At 72.8% G+C, this 14,472-nt stretch carries 10 protein-coding genes; 5 read left to right on the top strand and 5 right to left on the bottom strand.

The features are described from left to right. Positions 1 to 46: 46 nt before the first annotated feature. The 4 genes from MMA15_RS27960 to MMA15_RS19570 form a co-directional block, all read right to left on the bottom strand. Positions 47 to 1,876, bottom strand: a complete 1,830-nt coding sequence (locus tag MMA15_RS27960; protein ID WP_277400414.1) for a thiamine pyrophosphate-dependent enzyme — start codon at positions 1,874 to 1,876, stop codon at positions 47 to 49. Beyond that, positions 1,873 to 3,288, bottom strand: a complete 1,416-nt coding sequence (locus MMA15_RS19560; RefSeq protein WP_241061438.1) for an MFS transporter — start codon at positions 3,286 to 3,288, stop codon at positions 1,873 to 1,875. The genes MMA15_RS27960 and MMA15_RS19560 overlap by 4 nt, the downstream gene beginning before the upstream one ends. A gap of 79 nt (positions 3,289 to 3,367) precedes the next feature. Next, positions 3,368 to 5,071 (bottom strand): urease subunit alpha, encoded by a 1,704-nt coding sequence (locus tag MMA15_RS19565; RefSeq protein WP_241061439.1) that lies wholly within the window; start codon positions 5,069 to 5,071, stop codon positions 3,368 to 3,370. Then, complete coding sequence (locus MMA15_RS19570; protein WP_241061440.1) at positions 5,068 to 5,703, bottom strand: urease subunit gamma; 636 nt, start codon at positions 5,701 to 5,703, stop codon at positions 5,068 to 5,070. The genes MMA15_RS19565 and MMA15_RS19570 overlap by 4 nt, the downstream gene beginning before the upstream one ends. A gap of 125 nt (positions 5,704 to 5,828) precedes the next feature. Here MMA15_RS19570 and MMA15_RS19575 point away from each other — a divergent pair, with 125 nt between their 5' ends. Then, complete coding sequence (locus MMA15_RS19575; RefSeq protein ID WP_241061441.1) at positions 5,829 to 7,082, top strand: RsbRD N-terminal domain-containing protein; 1,254 nt, start codon at positions 5,829 to 5,831, stop codon at positions 7,080 to 7,082. Between the two features lie 122 nt (positions 7,083 to 7,204). Here the strand turns inward: MMA15_RS19575 and MMA15_RS19580 are convergent, their stop codons facing one another. Further along, positions 7,205 to 7,387 (bottom strand): DUF6104 family protein, encoded by a 183-nt coding sequence (locus MMA15_RS19580; protein WP_241061442.1) that lies wholly within the window; start codon positions 7,385 to 7,387, stop codon positions 7,205 to 7,207. Between the two features lie 190 nt (positions 7,388 to 7,577). Here MMA15_RS19580 and MMA15_RS19585 point away from each other — a divergent pair, with 190 nt between their 5' ends. The 4 genes from MMA15_RS19585 (at position 7,578) to MMA15_RS19600 (ending at position 14,465) form a co-directional block, all read left to right on the top strand. Further along, positions 7,578 to 8,012 (top strand): CU044_2847 family protein, encoded by a 435-nt coding sequence (locus MMA15_RS19585; protein ID WP_241061443.1) that lies wholly within the window; start codon positions 7,578 to 7,580, stop codon positions 8,010 to 8,012. Positions 8,013 to 8,162: 150 nt separating this feature from the next. Next, positions 8,163 to 10,316, top strand: a complete 2,154-nt coding sequence (locus MMA15_RS19590; RefSeq protein ID WP_241061444.1) for a VMAP-C domain-containing protein — start codon at positions 8,163 to 8,165, stop codon at positions 10,314 to 10,316. Positions 10,317 to 10,391: 75 nt separating this feature from the next. After that, the gene (locus tag MMA15_RS19595) at positions 10,392 to 11,411 is read left to right on the top strand and encodes an AAA family ATPase (protein WP_241061445.1); all 1,020 of its coding nucleotides are present in this window, start codon (positions 10,392 to 10,394) and stop codon (positions 11,409 to 11,411) included. Positions 11,412 to 11,417: 6 nt separating this feature from the next. Beyond that, positions 11,418 to 14,465 carry an SAV_2336 N-terminal domain-related protein gene (locus MMA15_RS19600; protein WP_241061446.1) on the top strand — a complete coding sequence of 1,016 codons (3,048 nt, stop codon included), beginning with the start codon at positions 11,418 to 11,420 and terminating at the stop codon, positions 14,463 to 14,465. The last annotated feature ends 7 nt before the right edge of the window (positions 14,466 to 14,472 follow it).

The following is a 14,472-nucleotide window of genomic DNA, read 5'->3' on the forward strand; positions in this document are numbered from 1 at the left end:
GCTCCGTCACCCCGCTCGTTCCGTCGCTCTGTTCGCCCCAGTCGCCCTAGACCGCCGGGCCGCCGTCACCTCCGTATGCCTGCTGCCGCAGCGAACCGACCGTCATGCCCGGGGCCAGCCGGCCCTCGGCGGGACGCAGCGAGATCAACGCGGCCCTGCCGGAGCGGCAGTTGGCGAGCGCACGCTCCAGTGCGGGCGCGAACTCCTCGGTGGCCGTGACCGTTTCGCCGTGGGCGCCGAAGGCACGGGCGTAGGCGGCGAAGTCCGGGTTGAGCAGGTCGGTGCCGCTGACGCGGCCGGGGTGGGCGAGTTCCTGGTGCTTACGGATGGTGCCGTAGGTGCCGTTGTCGACGACGAGTATCAGGGGCGCGGCCTCGTGTGCGACGGCGGTGGCCAGCTCCTGTCCGTTCATCAGGAAGCAGCCGTCGCCCGCCAGCGTGACGACCTGGCGCCCGGGGCAGGCGACGGCGGCGGCGACCCCGGCCGGGACGCTGTAGCCCATCGACCCGTTACGCGGCGCGAGTTGGCGCATGCCGTCGCGGTATGTGAGGAAACGCTGCGCCCAGAGGGCGTAGTTGCCCGCGCCGAAGGTGACGACGGAGTCCGGGTCCAGCCGGGCGTCGAGGGCGGCGAACACCGCGCCGAGGTCGAGGAGTTCGGGATCGTGCAGCGGCCTGCGGTAGGCGAGGTGGGCGGCGTGGGCCGCGCGGGTGTCCTCCGCCCACGGAACCGCCGCCGCCGGCTTGAGAGTCGCGACTGCCCTGCCGAAGGCGGCGGGCGCGGCGAGCAGCGAGAGGTCGGCACGGTGCCAGACGCCGGGCGGCTGCGATTCGGGGAGCACATGGACGATGCGGCGGGCCATGTGCGGGGCGCCTGCCGGGACTTCGGCCGCGCGGGACGTGCCGGTCGCGTCACCGTCCCCGGCAGCGTCACCGTCCCCGGCAGCCTCGCCGTCCCCGGCATGGCCTCCGTCACGGCCCGGGCCCTCCGAGTGGTCCGAGGCCTCCAGCAGCGAGAACCCGTCCGTACCCACCTCCCCGGGCGCGGCCCCCACACAGATCAGCAGATCCGCCGAGGCCACCCGCCGGGCCAGGGCGTCGGAACGCCCATAGCCCAGGTGCCCGGCGAAGCATTCGCTGTCCTCGGGCATCAGGTCCTGGCAGCGGAAGTCGACGGCCACCGGCAGCGACCATGCCTCGGCCCACTGGCGTACGTCCGCTCGTGCCGCGTCCGTCCAGCGGCTGCCGCCGAGGATCACCAGCGGGCGCCGCGCGTCCGTCAGCAGCGCTTCGAGTTCGCTCGACTCGCCCGTGGAGACGGCGCCTTCGGGCACCGGGAGCGGACGGGCGTCCACGACGGCCGCGCTGTCGGTGAGCATGTCCTCGGGCAGCCCGACCACCACCGGACCGGGACGCCCCGAGGCGGCGGCGGCGAAGGCGCGGGCGGTGATCTCCGGCAGCCTGGCCGCGTCGTCCGCGGTCTCCACGAGCTTGGCGTGCGCGCCGAACGTGCCGCGCAGATCGAACTCCTGGAACGCCGCCCGGCCGGTGTGGCCACGCGGCACCAGCCCTACGAAGAGCACCAGCGGCGTCGCGTCCTGGTGCGCGGTGTGCAGCGCGACCAGCGCGTTGGCCGCGCCGGGGCCCCGCGTGGTGAAGCAGACGCCGGGGCGCCCGGTGAGCTTGCCGGACGCCTCCGCCATATAGGCGGCGCCGCCCTCCTGACGGCACACGACCATGCGTATGGGAGCGTCGTAGAGCGCGTCCAGCACGTCGAGATAGCTCTCGCCCGGAACGCCGTAGACCTCCTCGACTCCGTGCGCCACCAGCTGGTCGACGAGTATCCGCCCGCCGGTGCGCGGCAGTGGACGCCTCATGCGACGGCCTTCGGCGTCTCGTGCCGCATGCTCGGATCGTGGCCCAGCCGCCGCCGCAGCACGGGACCGGCGAGGTACGAACCGGCCGCCGTGCACGCCGCGATGAAGACCAGCAGCAGCGCCGCGCTCCACGAGGCGCCCCCGGAGAGCCCGAGCAGCGACGCGGCGACGAGCGGCACGAAGCCGGAGACGACACCCGCCAGGTTGTACGACATGGCGACGGCGCTGTAGCGGAAGTTCTCGGGGAACATCCCGGAGACGACGGCACCGATCGGCGCGTAGGGAATGGAGATCGCGCCGATGCCGAGCGCGACGCCCAGGATCACGAGCGGCGTGCGGCCCGTGTCCACGAGCCAGAACGAGGGGAAGGCCGCGAGCACCGAGATGACACCGCCCGCGACGCACACCCTCCAGGGCCCCGCGCGGTCGGCGATCCTGCCGCAGGCGACGAGCACGCCGATCTCCACCACGGCCCCTACGAGCGTCGCGTCGAGCATCACGGACTTGTCCACGCCGAGCTGTTCGGTGCCGTAGGAGATGATGAACGTGGTCAGCAGGAAGAAGCCGCCGATGCCCAGGAACGCCGCGGCGATGCCGATGAGGATGCGCCCCCAGGTGCGGCGGAACGCCTCGATCAGCGGGGCGGGCGGCGGGCCGTTCCGCTCGCTGTCGGCCATCATCGCCTGGAAGACCGGGGACTCCTCGATGCGCAGCCGCATGTAGAGGGCCACGAAGAGCAGCACGAAGGCGAAGAGGAACGGTATCCGCCAGCCCCATGAGTAGAACGCCTCGTCGGGCAGCGTCCCCACGAGCGCGAAGGCACCGCTGGAGAGCAACGTGCCGACGGGGGAGCCGAGTTGGGGGACCGCCGAGTAGCTGCCGTGCTTCTCCTTCGGGGTGTGTTCCAGCGTCAGCAGCATCGCGCCGCTCCACTCGCCGCCCACGGAGATGCCCTGGAGGAACCGCAGTACGGCCAGCAGCGCCGGTGCCCAGATGCCGATGGTGCCGTAGCCGGGCAGCAGCCCGATGCAGCCGGTCGTCAGGCCCATCAGCACGACGGTGATGATCAGCGCGGTGCGCCGCCCGTAGCGGTCGCCCACGTGACCGAAGATCGCCGCGCCGACGGGCCGAGCGACGAAGCCGACGGCGAAGGTGATGAACGAGGCGATGGTGCCGACGGCCGGGTCGAGGTCGGGGAAGAAGAGCTTGTTGAAGACGAGGGCGGCGGCGGTGCCGTAGAGGAAGTAGTCGTACCACTCCAGGGCCGTGCCGATGAACGCGGCCGAGAGCAGCCGCTTTACGTCGGCGGTGCTGGGCGCGGCCGTTGCGGACGGGGACGAAGAGCCGTCCGCGTACGGGGAGTCGGTGCCGGAGGGGGAGTCGGGGTCGGCCGGGGGCGGGGACGTGCTCATGCGGTCTCCTAGGGGACGGTGACCAGACTGTGCGGGGACGTGTGCGCCTGTGCGCGGCGGCCGGACGGCCGGCGGCCGGTCAGGCGAGGTGATGGAGTCGGGCGAGCGGGACTTCCGTGGCGGCTCCGGTGGCCGTCGGCGCGCCGTCGACGAGCACGGGCCCGGCGGAGCGCGGCACTTCGACGCGGGGCGTGGCGGTGTTGTGCAGCATGTCGTTGCGGCCGAGTCCGCGGCTGTCCTGGACGGGTGCGTAACTCAGCCCGGGGGGAAGGGAGTTGCGGGCATCGGCGTCCGCCAGCGCCTCGGCGCCGATGAAGACCCGGGACAGCCGTGAGGCCGCGTCGCCGAGCGCGCCGTAGTAGGGGCGGTAGGTGCGGGGCTGGGTGAGCCGCGTCGAGCCGGAGCCCGATCCGGTGTTGCCCCACGCCACGAAGCCGCCCTTGATGACGAGTTCGGGTTTCGTGCCGAACCAGGCGGGGTGCCAGAGCACGATGTCGGCGAGCCGCCCCGGGGCGACGGAGCCGACGTCGTGTGAGATCCCGTGCGCCACGGCCGGGTTGAGCGTGATCTTCGCCAGGTAGCGCAGCACCCGTGCGTTGGCGCTGTGCTCGACGCCGCTCTCCCCGTTGCGTACGGCCTGTAGGTGGGCGAGCTGCCATGTGCGGCGCACGGTCTCCGCGATCCTGCCCATGCCCATCGAGTCGGAGTTGACGATGCTGATCGCGCCGAGGTCGTGCAGGGAGTTCTCGGCGGCGATGGCGTGGGCGCGTATGCGGCCCTTGGAGACCTCCACGTCGCTGTCGATGTGATGGTTCTGCCGGTGGACGGTCATCGTCATCGGGAACAGCTCGTCGACGGTGTTGACCGTGTACGGGACGGTCGGCGTCGTCGAGGAGGGCAGGATGTTCGGCTCGGAGAGGATCTCCAGCAGATCGGGGTGACCGCCGCCGCCTTCCACGTGGTAGGCGTGCACGGTGCGGCCCCGGGTCGCGCCGACGGTGTCGCGCAGATAGCCGGACTCGTTCATCGAGTCGGTGTGCAACGCCACCGGCAGATCGGCCTGTTCGGCGGCGTCCAGGCAGTTGTCGACGATGCGCGGCGTCGCGCCGAAGTCCTCATGGATCTTGAAGCCCCCGGCGCCCGCCAGCACGATCTCGTCCAGCAGCCGCCGCGAACTGGACGAACCACGCGCCAGGAACGCCACGTTGAGCGGCGTGCCGCGCCACGCGCTCATCAGCGTGTGCAGATTGCGCGCCGGATTGCAGCCGATCTCCCACATGCCGCCGAGGCCCATGCCGACGACCGTGGTGACGCCCGAGGAGAGCGCCGCGGGAGCGATCTCCGGCGACGAGAGATGCACGTGGCTGTCGACGATGCCGGGCGTCGCGATCAGCCCTTCGCCGGGGACCATCGAGGTGTGGGAGTCGACGGCGAAGTCCACGGGCGCGACATCCGGGTTGCCCACGCCGCCGACCGCGACCACGCGGCCGTCCTTCACGCCGATGTCGGTCTTGCGCACGCCCAGCCGGGGGTCGAGCAGCACCACGTTGGTGACGACCATGTCCAGGGCGGAGTCCCGGTCGGAGCGGGGCGAGGCGAGCAGCCCGTCGCGCACGGTCTTGCCGCAGCCGCCGAGGAGCTCGTCTCCCGGCGTCCCGTCGTCGGTCTCGACCTCCACCCAGAGCCCGGTGTCGCCGAGTCGTATCCGGTCGCCGGTCGTCGGCCCGTAGAGCGCGTTGTAGGTACGCCTGTCCACCTGGGCCGGTGTCCGCTCGCCGCTCATGTCCTCGCCTCCACCACGTCGACCTCGCGCACGCCGCCCGGTTCGAAGACGAGGGCGGTGCCCGCGGGGATGTCGAGCCTCATGCCGGCGGCGGCCTCACGGTCGAAGGAGAGCGCCGCGTTGGTCTCGCCGAGGGGGTAGTGCGAGGAGACGTAGACGGGCCGGTCGCCGGTGTTGCGCACGGTCAGCCGCATCCTGCGCCGCCCCTCGTTGATCCGTACGGGATCGGCGGCCGTACATACGGCACCGGGCGGGTCCGCGGCCGTACGAGGAGCGTCGGCCGTGCCGGTGCCCGCTCCGCCGGCGCCCGCGGGTTTCGCGCCCGCCGACGCCGCGATCGGGGCGTCCACGGCGACCAGCGCCGTACCGCTGGGGAACAGAGCCTCGACCTGGACGGTGGGCACCAGCGCGGGCACGCCCTCCATCACGTCGTCCTCGGTGAGCACCGAACGTCCCACGGCGATGACCTCGTCCATGCTCAGCCCGTCCCACGCCGCCTCCAGGACCTCGTCGCAGATGAGGGCGACGGCCTCGGGAGCGTTGAGACGGCGGCCGCGCGAGCGGCGCCTTCGAGCCAGCTCCGCGGCGGTGAAGAGCTGAAGCCGCTCGTTCTCGCGAGGGGTCAGATGCACTGTCGGGGCCTCCCCGAGGCTCGACCGGCCGGTCGGTGGGAAACGGGCGATCGACCCAGGATCGCGTGCGGGAGGCGGCAGGCCAACGTTGAAGTATCGCGGAACCGGACCTCACAATCGTGCATATGCACACTCCACCCCGCCCGGCCGACCTCCCGCCGGACCGCGCGACGGAGCGCCCGCCCGACCGTGCTGCCGAACTCGCCGTCGAGTGCCTGGAGGGCGTCGAGGACCTGCTCGGCGACTGGCTGGAAGCGGTACAGCCCCTTCGCGACACCTACGAGGGCGCCGTACCTGACGACGACTTCCGCGGATCGGCGCTCCAGGCCTTCGAACTGCTGCTGCGTACGGTCGCGGAACTGCCCGTACCGGCGGAACTGGCCGGGATCTCGGAACGCATCGGCGAACGCCGCGCCCGCCAGGGCGTGCCCCTCGACTCGCTGCTGGCGGCGGCAAGGCTCGACTTCCGGGTGGTGTGGGACGCGCTCGTCGAGCGCGCCGACGACCGGGACAAGGTGCGGCTGGTCGCCTCCGCCTACCACGTATGGGAGGCGGTGGAGGCCCACGTCACCGGCATCATGACCGCGTACCAGCGCACGGTGCTGGAGATGGGGCGGCAGCGCGAGGACGAGCGGCGGCTGTGGTTCGACCGGCTGCTGGAGAGCGGCGGCCACAACCCGACGGTCGTACGCGATGTGGGCCTCGCGCTGGGCTTCGTGCCGTCCGGCCGGTTCCTGTGCGTGGCGGCACCGCCGGGCAGCGGGCCCGGCGGAGGGCTGCACGGCGCGGCGGCGGCGCTGCGCTCGGCGGGGGCGGTGTCGCAGCGCCAGACGGTCTCGTCGGCGTCGCTGCTGGTGGTGCAGCTCGGGCGGCGCGTCACCGAGGAGACCGTGCTGGAAGGGCTGGACGGGGTGCCGTGCGGGGTGTCACCCGTCGCCGAGGGCCTGGCCGGGGTGCCGAGGGCCGTGGAACTGGCCACCGCGACCGTGAGGGTCCTCGCCGAGGACGCGACCGGGCCGCTGCGTCTCTCCGACGCGTGGCTGGACGTACTGGTCAACCGGGCCGGTCACTTCGCCGCGCACCTCACGGAGGACGTGCTCGGCGGGTTGTACGGGAGGAACGCCGGTGACGGCGGTAACGGGAGCGACGGCGGCGCGGTGCCCGCCGCAGAGAGGGAACGGCTGCTGCACACGGTCCGGGTGCATCTGACGGGAAGCGGCTCCATCGCGGAGACCGCCCGAGCCCTCTACTGCCACCGCAACACCGTCCAGCAGCGCTTCACCCGCTTCTGCGAACTGACGGGCCGCGACATCCGCCGCCCCGGCGACGCGGCGCTGCTGGCGTTCGCGCTGCGGGCACGGGAGAGCGGCGGGGGGTAGGGGAGCGGGGGAGGCGGGCGGCTCGCCCGGGGCCGGAGCGGCGTCGGGCGAGCGCCGTCGGTCGTCGACCGCGGGATCGCGGACTGCGGATCATCGAGCGGACCGCGGACCGTCGAGCGCCGTCAGTCGTCCTCGTCCTCGTCGTCGAGCCGCGCCAGCCAGGTCGCCAGCCGCTCCACGGGCACCTCGAAGTCGGGATTGAGATCCACGAACGCCCGCAACTGCTCGGCCAGCCACTCGAAGGTGAACTCCTCCTCGCCGCGCCTGCCGGCCAGTTCCTCGATGCCGCGGTCGGTGAAGTACACGTATGGCTCCTGGGGGACGGTGGACTGTAGCGGGTCCCAAGATAATGCGCGCACGAGAGGCGACCGCGGCCGGTCGCAGCGCATGCGGCGGCCGGGCCTGCGGCAGCGCAGACGCAGGGCCGCGCAGACGCAGGGCCGCGGTGACGCACCGGCAGCGGTGACACAGGGGAGACGAAGGGGAGGGGCGCCCGTGGAACGGGACGTTCGTGTACAGGAGATCGAACTGCCGGGCGGGGAGCGGGTGCTGGCATCCGTGAGCGTGCTGGAGCCCGGCCGTGTTCCGGGCGGCGGCAGCGGCGGGTACGCAGACGGAGCCTACGAGGGCGGAGCCTACGAGGACGGCCGGTACGAAGAGGAGGAGTACGAGTTCGAGGACACGGGGGCGTTCGACGGGCTGAGCGCCCGTGTCGACCAGCTCAACGAGCTTGTCAGCGGCGTCGGTTCGGCCGTGCTGAACGCGGCACGCTCAGCGCGCCCGGACGAGGTCAGCGCCACCTTCGGCATCGAACTCGCGGCCAAACCGGGCAGGGCGGTGGCGATGCTCGCCGACGGGCAGGTGAAGGGGGCGATCTCGGTGACCTTGACCTGGAAACAGGGGGCAGAAACGCGGCAGCATGAACAGTAATCTTGTCCAGCACACGTCTCCGGCGGGAGAGTTCGGGGGAACGGGGGTGGAGACGATCACTGTCTGCGAGGGACGGGCCGGGATGCCCGTTCGAGGACGGCCGGCCCGGACGGCACGACTCGGCTTGCTGCCGTGCGCCGTGCGTGTCCCGTGAGCGCCGTCGAGAGCGCCGTGCGCTCGGCGGTCGTACGGATTGGTGCACCCGGCGACGGGTACAACGGCGAAGACGGCGGCCCGCGTGCGGAGTTCTGGGGCAGCGGCTTCTTCATCGCGCCGGGCTGGGTGCTGACCAGCGCGCACGTCGTGGCCGAGGGGAGAGGTGCCGTGTGGAGGGGTGATCGCGTCATCGGCATCACCACGGAAAGCGGCGAGAAGCTCGTGGCGGAGCTAGCGTGTGCCCTTCCCCGGCCCTCCGCAGCCGACCAGCGGACCGGTCCCTGGGCCGACCCCGACCTCGCACTCTTACGGGTCCCGGAGGAGCCTGCCGCCTCTCCTCCCAACGCCCTCTGGCTGAGCGACCGTTCGGCGCTGAACTCGGCCCACGTGGAGCTGTTCGGCTACTCCTCCGCCCTCGGCGCCGATGTGGCGTATGTGCAGGGTTCCGGGCGGGCCAGCGCCGGCGCCGGCGGCCCGATGATGCTGGAGGGCACCTACGTCCCGGCGGGCTGTTCGGGCGGCCCCGTAGTGGACCGGGACCGCGGCAGCGTCATCGGGGTCAACAAGGGCCGTGCGCGGGACGGCAGCCATGTCGTGCGGGCCACGCCGATCACCGCGCTGCGCCGGTTCTGCGAGGAGGGAGCGCGGGAGGCGGCGGCATGGCGGGAGGCGCTGCGCGCTCACGACCGGCACCACCTGGAGCGCTTCCTGGCTCTCGACTGGAGCTGGCCGAGGGAGCAGTTCCTGCGTGAGCAGCAGCGTGACCCCGGCGGGTACGCGAGCGGTTTCACCGCCTACGACCGTGCCGAACTCTTCGGCCGCTTCGCCGAGTTGCCGCCGCCGGTCAGCGCCGGAGAGGTGCTGGAGATGGTGGAGGAGGCACGCCGCGACGTACGCCGGGAGACATTCAGGCTCCACATCCACTCGCCCCGTAGCTGGCGCGAGGGAGTCGGGCTGCTCTACGACATGCACGACGGCAGCGCCTCGGGCGGCGAGAGCAGCCGCGACCGGGAGCGTGCGGCGGTGGTGCTGTACGCGGCACGCGTGTGCCAGGCCCTCTCCGCGCCCGGCCGCACGGTGCCGCGGCAGCGCACGGCTTCGGCCGATGAGCGGGCCGCCCAACAGACCGACCCCCTCGCGGAGTTGAAGGCATGGGTCGGCAACGTGAAGGCATGGGTCGGCAACGCAGCGGTGACCCTGCCGAACGGGATCGACAGGGAGCTGGTGCAGAGCATCCTGGACAGCGCCGTGGCCGGGCACGGCCCCCGCGCCTCGTACGCCGACGTGCTCGTGGAGATCGACCCCGACCTGTACGGCACCCACCCGTGGCGGATCAAGCTCGTACAGGAGGACGGCCAGGTCACGCCCGTACGGCAGAGTGAGACCGGCGTGCCGCGCGCCGAGCTGGAACGGGACATCCGCGCCGCGCTCGCCGACGCCCTCGACAAGGGCGACATCGGCGAACACCTCGCCGCCGTGGACTTCATGCTGCCGCGTGCGATGTTCGACGAGCCCGTGGAGATGTGGCGGGCCAGGGTGGCGAGCCCGGACGAGCCGTTCAGCCCGCACACGCTGCCGCTGGGCCACCGGCGCACGGTGGCGCTGCGCGACCGGCACCGCTGGATGCAGCGGGAGCGCATCCCGGAGTGGCACCAGCGCTGGCGCGTCATCAAGAAGGGGCACATGGAGGCGGTCCCGCTGTGTCTGGGCACGGGCGACGGCGGAGACGGAGGGCTCCATCACACGCAGCACGAGAGCGAGTTGGCCGCATACGGCAGGCTGCGAAGCGCCGAGCCGCACGCCGTCCCCGTGCACTGCACGCGTGCGGGCAGCGGGCAGGGAGCGGTGGCGCTGGGCGTGGCGCTGGGGGCGGGGCACCCGGTCGTACTGTGGCGGCGCTGCGACGAACAGCACTCGGACTGCGCCGAGTTCCACGAACGGGCCGCGGAGCTGCTGAACTCCGCGCGGTCCGCAGGAGCCCCCGAGAGCCTGCGGGAACTCGTGCGCGACCTGCGCAACCAGAACGCCGGTCCCGATGTCTCAAAGCCCGCAACTGCCTGGGCCGGAGAGCTCGTTCTCCTTTACGATCCGCCGCAAGGCCCGCAACTTGCCGACGAACCGCTCCGAGCGCCGCCACTTCGCCCGTAGCCTCGGGCACACCGCCCGCCTACGACCGACGTCCCGACGACCCGACCAGGACCGGAACAGCACAAGGAGCTCACAGTGAGCGATTGGCGAATCTACCGGGGAGCGGGTCTCCCGCACGACGGCGCCGGGCGGTTACCCGCCCCGCCGCCCTGGAGGGACTTCACCCTCTCCGGGGGCTCGGGGCCCGGCGACGAGGGAGACGCGGCCCGACGGCTGGGCGTACAGCGGCAGTTGGTCGAGAACCTCCACCCCCGCCCCGAAGAGGTCGAGGCCGTCAACGCCGCCCTCTATCTGCGCCGCCCGCTGCTGGTGACCGGCAACCCCGGCACCGGCAAGTCGACGCTCGCACACGCCGTAGCGCACGAACTGAAGCTCGGCCGGGTGCTGCGCTGGCCCATCGTCAGCCGCACCACCCTCCAGGACGGGCTCTATCACTACGACGCCATCGGCCGGCTCCAGGACGTACAGCTCGACAGGGCCGTCGAGGGAGAACGGGCCGAACGTCCGCCCATCGGCTCCTATGTGCGGCTCGGCCCGCTCGGCACCGCGCTGCTGCCGCGTCCCGAGGGCCAGGAGGCACTGCCGCGGGTGCTCCTCGTCGACGAACTCGACAAGAGCGACATCGACCTCCCCAACGATCTCCTGAACGTGCTGGAGGAGGGCGAGTTCACGATCCGGGAACTGGAACGCAGCGCCGACCGTGAGCCCGTCAGCGAGGTGCTCACCGACGACGGCGACAAGGTGGCCGTCACCGGCGGCCGGGTCCGCTGCACGACCTTCCCCTTCATCGTCCTGACGTCCAACGGCGAACGGGACTTCCCGGCCGCGCTGTTGCGCCGCTGCATCCAGCTCGAACTCAAGCCGCCCACCGACAAGCAGCTCGCCGCCATGATCACCGCCCATCTCGGCGAGGAGGCGCTCGCCGAGGGCGAGGAGCACATCCGGCGCTTCCTGGAGCGCGACGCCGGCCAGGTAGTCGCCACGGACCAGCTCCTCAACGCCCTGTTCCTGACCCAACGGGCGGCAGGAGCCGAGCGGGTGACGCGCAGCCGTCTCGCGGAGATGCTGCTGCGCCCGCTGGACCGCCCGAGGTGATGGGGGATGCACCCGAGCGGGCTCCCGAACCGCGCCCCGTCGCGGCTGACCGAACTCGTCTCTCGGATGCGCGAGGCAGGCTGGGAGCCAACGGCCGAGGAGGTGGCCGAGGCGCTGTGGCTCGCCCGGTGGGCCGGCACCGGCGTGCACGAGACGGTGACCGCCGACCCTGCCCCGGACGGCGACCGGGAACGGCGGTCGGCGGCGGAGCCGTCCGGGCACCGGGAGCCTCCGGCGGACAGGCGCGCACCCGGCAATGAGATCGGGCCCGGGGCTCCGGCAGAGCGCGCGGCCTCGCTGTCCACCGTGTCGCTCTACGCACCCGACCGTCACGGCGGTGCTCCGAGCAGCGCGTTCCCCGTGCGCGCTCCCGCGGCCAGCACCCTGCCGGGTCTGCTGGGGCTTCAGCGTGCGATGCGCCCGCTGCTGGGCTACCGGCCCCGGCTGCCGTCGGTGCCGCGCGTACTGGACGAGGCCGCGAGCGCCGAACTGAGCGCCCGCAGCGGTGCCGTGCGTCCCGTCTTCGGCCCGGCGCGGCGGCCCGAGACCGAACTTCTGCTGCTGATGGACGCGTCGGCGACGACCTCGGTATGGCAGCTCACCTTCGACAAGCTCCGCCAGACCTGTGAACGACTCGGTGCCTTCCGCGACGTCCAGGCCCTCTGCCTGCACCGCGGCTCCGACAGGACGCCGCTCATCGGCACCGGGCCCGACCCCTCAGCCACCCGGCTGCGCCCTGCCGACCAGTACCGGGACACCACCGGGCGGAGGCTGACGCTCGTACTCAGCGACTGCGTGGGCCCCCTGTGGCAGGACGGCGGAGCGCAGCGGATGCTGCACCGCTGGGCGGGCGGTTCGCCGCTGGCCGTCGTGCAGCCGCTGCCCCCTCGGCTGTGGCCGCGCACGGCTCTGCCGGGCGAGCCCGGGCTGCTCATACGCGACAAGGGGCCCGGCGGCCCCGTCACCTTCGAGCCGGACGGCTACGGACGGCTGCCCGCGCACGATGCGCTGCCGGTGCCCGTACTTCTGCCCACGCCCGCCGCGCTGGGCAGATGGGCCCGGCTGCTGGGCGGCGAAGGACGTCAGACGGTGCGCGGCGCCGCGGCCTGGGTGACGTCCCGGCACCATGCGATGCCGGCGCCTTCGTCGTCGCACGGTGCCGACGCCCGCGATCTGCTCAACGCCTTCCGGGCGTCCGCTTCCCCCGGCGCGCTCGACCTGGCGGTGCATCTGGCCGCCGTACCGCTCGTGCTGCCCGTCATCCAGCTCGTACAGGAGGCGATGTTCCCCGACACGGGGCCCATGGAGCTGGCGGAGGTGCTGCTGAGCGGGCTGCTGGAACGGCTTCCGGACGTCGAGGACTCGCCGGGGCCCCGCTACGACTTCATACCGGGAGTGCAGAACCTGCTGCTCCAGTCCCTCGACCAGGGAGCGGCCGAACTGGTGCTCAAGCACCTCTCGGAGTACGTCACCAAGCGCTTCGGCAAGGGCACCCGCAACTTCCCCGCGATGGCCGTCGCCCAGCTCAGCGGGCGCTTCACCGGCATGGAGAGCGAGCACCCGGAACCGGAGGAGCCGGGGGACGACGAGGGGGAGCTGGGGGAGGAGCTGTTCGCCGAGATCCCGGCCCGGGTGGTGCAGTGGTACCGGCCCGTACGGCCGTTGCCGGACCAACTCAAGGACGCGGAACGGCTGTTGGACCAGTGGCGTGTGCAGCGCGACAGCAAGCTGCTGCGCGAGGCACACGAGGTCACCGAGGGTGTGCTGCTCGCCGAGGACAGCGGGCGGGCCCGCCGGGTGCTCGGCCGGGTGCTGTTCGCGCAGGCGGGAACCCCCGAGGTGCGGCGTGACCCCGAGCGCCGCAGGAAGCTGCTGACGCGTGCCGAGCAGTTGCTGTCAGGAGAGGGCCCGGAAGGCGCGGCGACCGTACTGGCCCGCGCCGGAGTACGGCACGAACTGTGGCGCATGGACGGCGACTCGGACTGGCTGCATGCCGTGGCGCGCGATCTGAGCGACCCCCTGGAGGACGAGCGGTCCACCCCCGCGACGCAGGAGGACCGGCGCGTACGGCTGGGACGTGCCCTGCTCGACCTCGCCCGTACGGAACGCAATCAGGAGGCAGCCGCGGAGTACGCCACAGCCGCGGCCGGCGAACTGCGCGCCGCCGCAGGCCTGTCCGAGGCGGCCGGCGTCTCCGCTCAGCGGCGGGGCGCCGTGCTGCTGGACCTCGTCGCCGCCCTGCGCCTGACAGGCCGCTCCGAGCACACGAGGCTGCTGCGCCTGCTCGCCGACGCGGAGCCCGCCGTGCGGGCCGACCCCGCGGCCCCCGGCGGCCGGAACCTGCTGCTGCGATGGACCGGCACCCGGGCCCAGGTGTACCGCGAGGCCGGCGACTTGCAGGCCGCCGACCAGGCGTACGAGGAGGCCGCCGAGCTGACCGCACGGGACACCCCGCAGCGCTGCGAACTCTTCATCGAGTGGGGCGAGGCGCGGCTGCTGCGGCACGACGACCCGTACGGCGCCGAGGGCATCCTGCGCGAGGCGCTGACCGGAGCCCCGGCGAGCGGACGGCTGCCCGCCCGCGCCCAACTGCTGCTCGGCCGGGCCTTGGTGCGCCGCTGGCAGCGGGGGCACTTCCTGCCCGACCTGTTCGAGGGCAGTCATCTGCTGGAACTGGCCGCACGTCAGTCGCCGGACGCGGTGCAGCGCGCCGAGAGCTGGCGGCGGCTGGGCGACGCCGGGTTGGAATTCCCGGACGCGAGGCCGCCGTTCGCACAGGCCGAACGGTGTTATCGGACCGCGCTGACCGAGGCACGCGAGACCCCTGGAGCGCGCCGCACCGGTTCCGTGGAGGCCGCCCGCGCCCTGCACGCACTGGCCGCGCTGTACGAGCGGTGCGATGAGCCGCGCAAGGCACTGGCCGCGTACCGGGAGGCCGCCGAGGAGTGGCACCTGCTGGCCGGCACGCTCACGCCCGTTCCCAGAGGGGAGGCCGGACGCACCCGCGAACGGATCGCCGCGCTGGAGACCGGTACGGCGGGCGGGGCCGAATGACAGCCAA

The organism is Streptomyces marispadix (assembly GCF_022524345.1).
Lineage (GTDB): Bacteria > Actinomycetota > Actinomycetes > Streptomycetales > Streptomycetaceae > Streptomyces > Streptomyces marispadix.

What these genes read in the sequence shown, in the direction of transcription:
- MMA15_RS27960 (WP_277400414.1), bottom strand. Translation starts at nt 1,876, where the DNA reads ATGAGGCGTCCACTGCCGCGCACCGGCGGGCGGATACTCGTCGACCAG.
- MMA15_RS19560 (WP_241061438.1), bottom strand. Translation starts at nt 3,288, where the DNA reads ATGAGCACGTCCCCGCCCCCGGCCGACCCCGACTCCCCCTCCGGCACC.
- MMA15_RS19565 (WP_241061439.1), bottom strand. Translation starts at nt 5,071, where the DNA reads ATGAGCGGCGAGCGGACACCGGCCCAGGTGGACAGGCGTACCTACAAC.
- MMA15_RS19575 (WP_241061441.1), top strand. Translation starts at nt 5,829, where the DNA reads ATGCACACTCCACCCCGCCCGGCCGACCTCCCGCCGGACCGCGCGACG.
- MMA15_RS19600 (WP_241061446.1), top strand. Translation starts at nt 11,418, where the DNA reads ATGCACCCGAGCGGGCTCCCGAACCGCGCCCCGTCGCGGCTGACCGAA.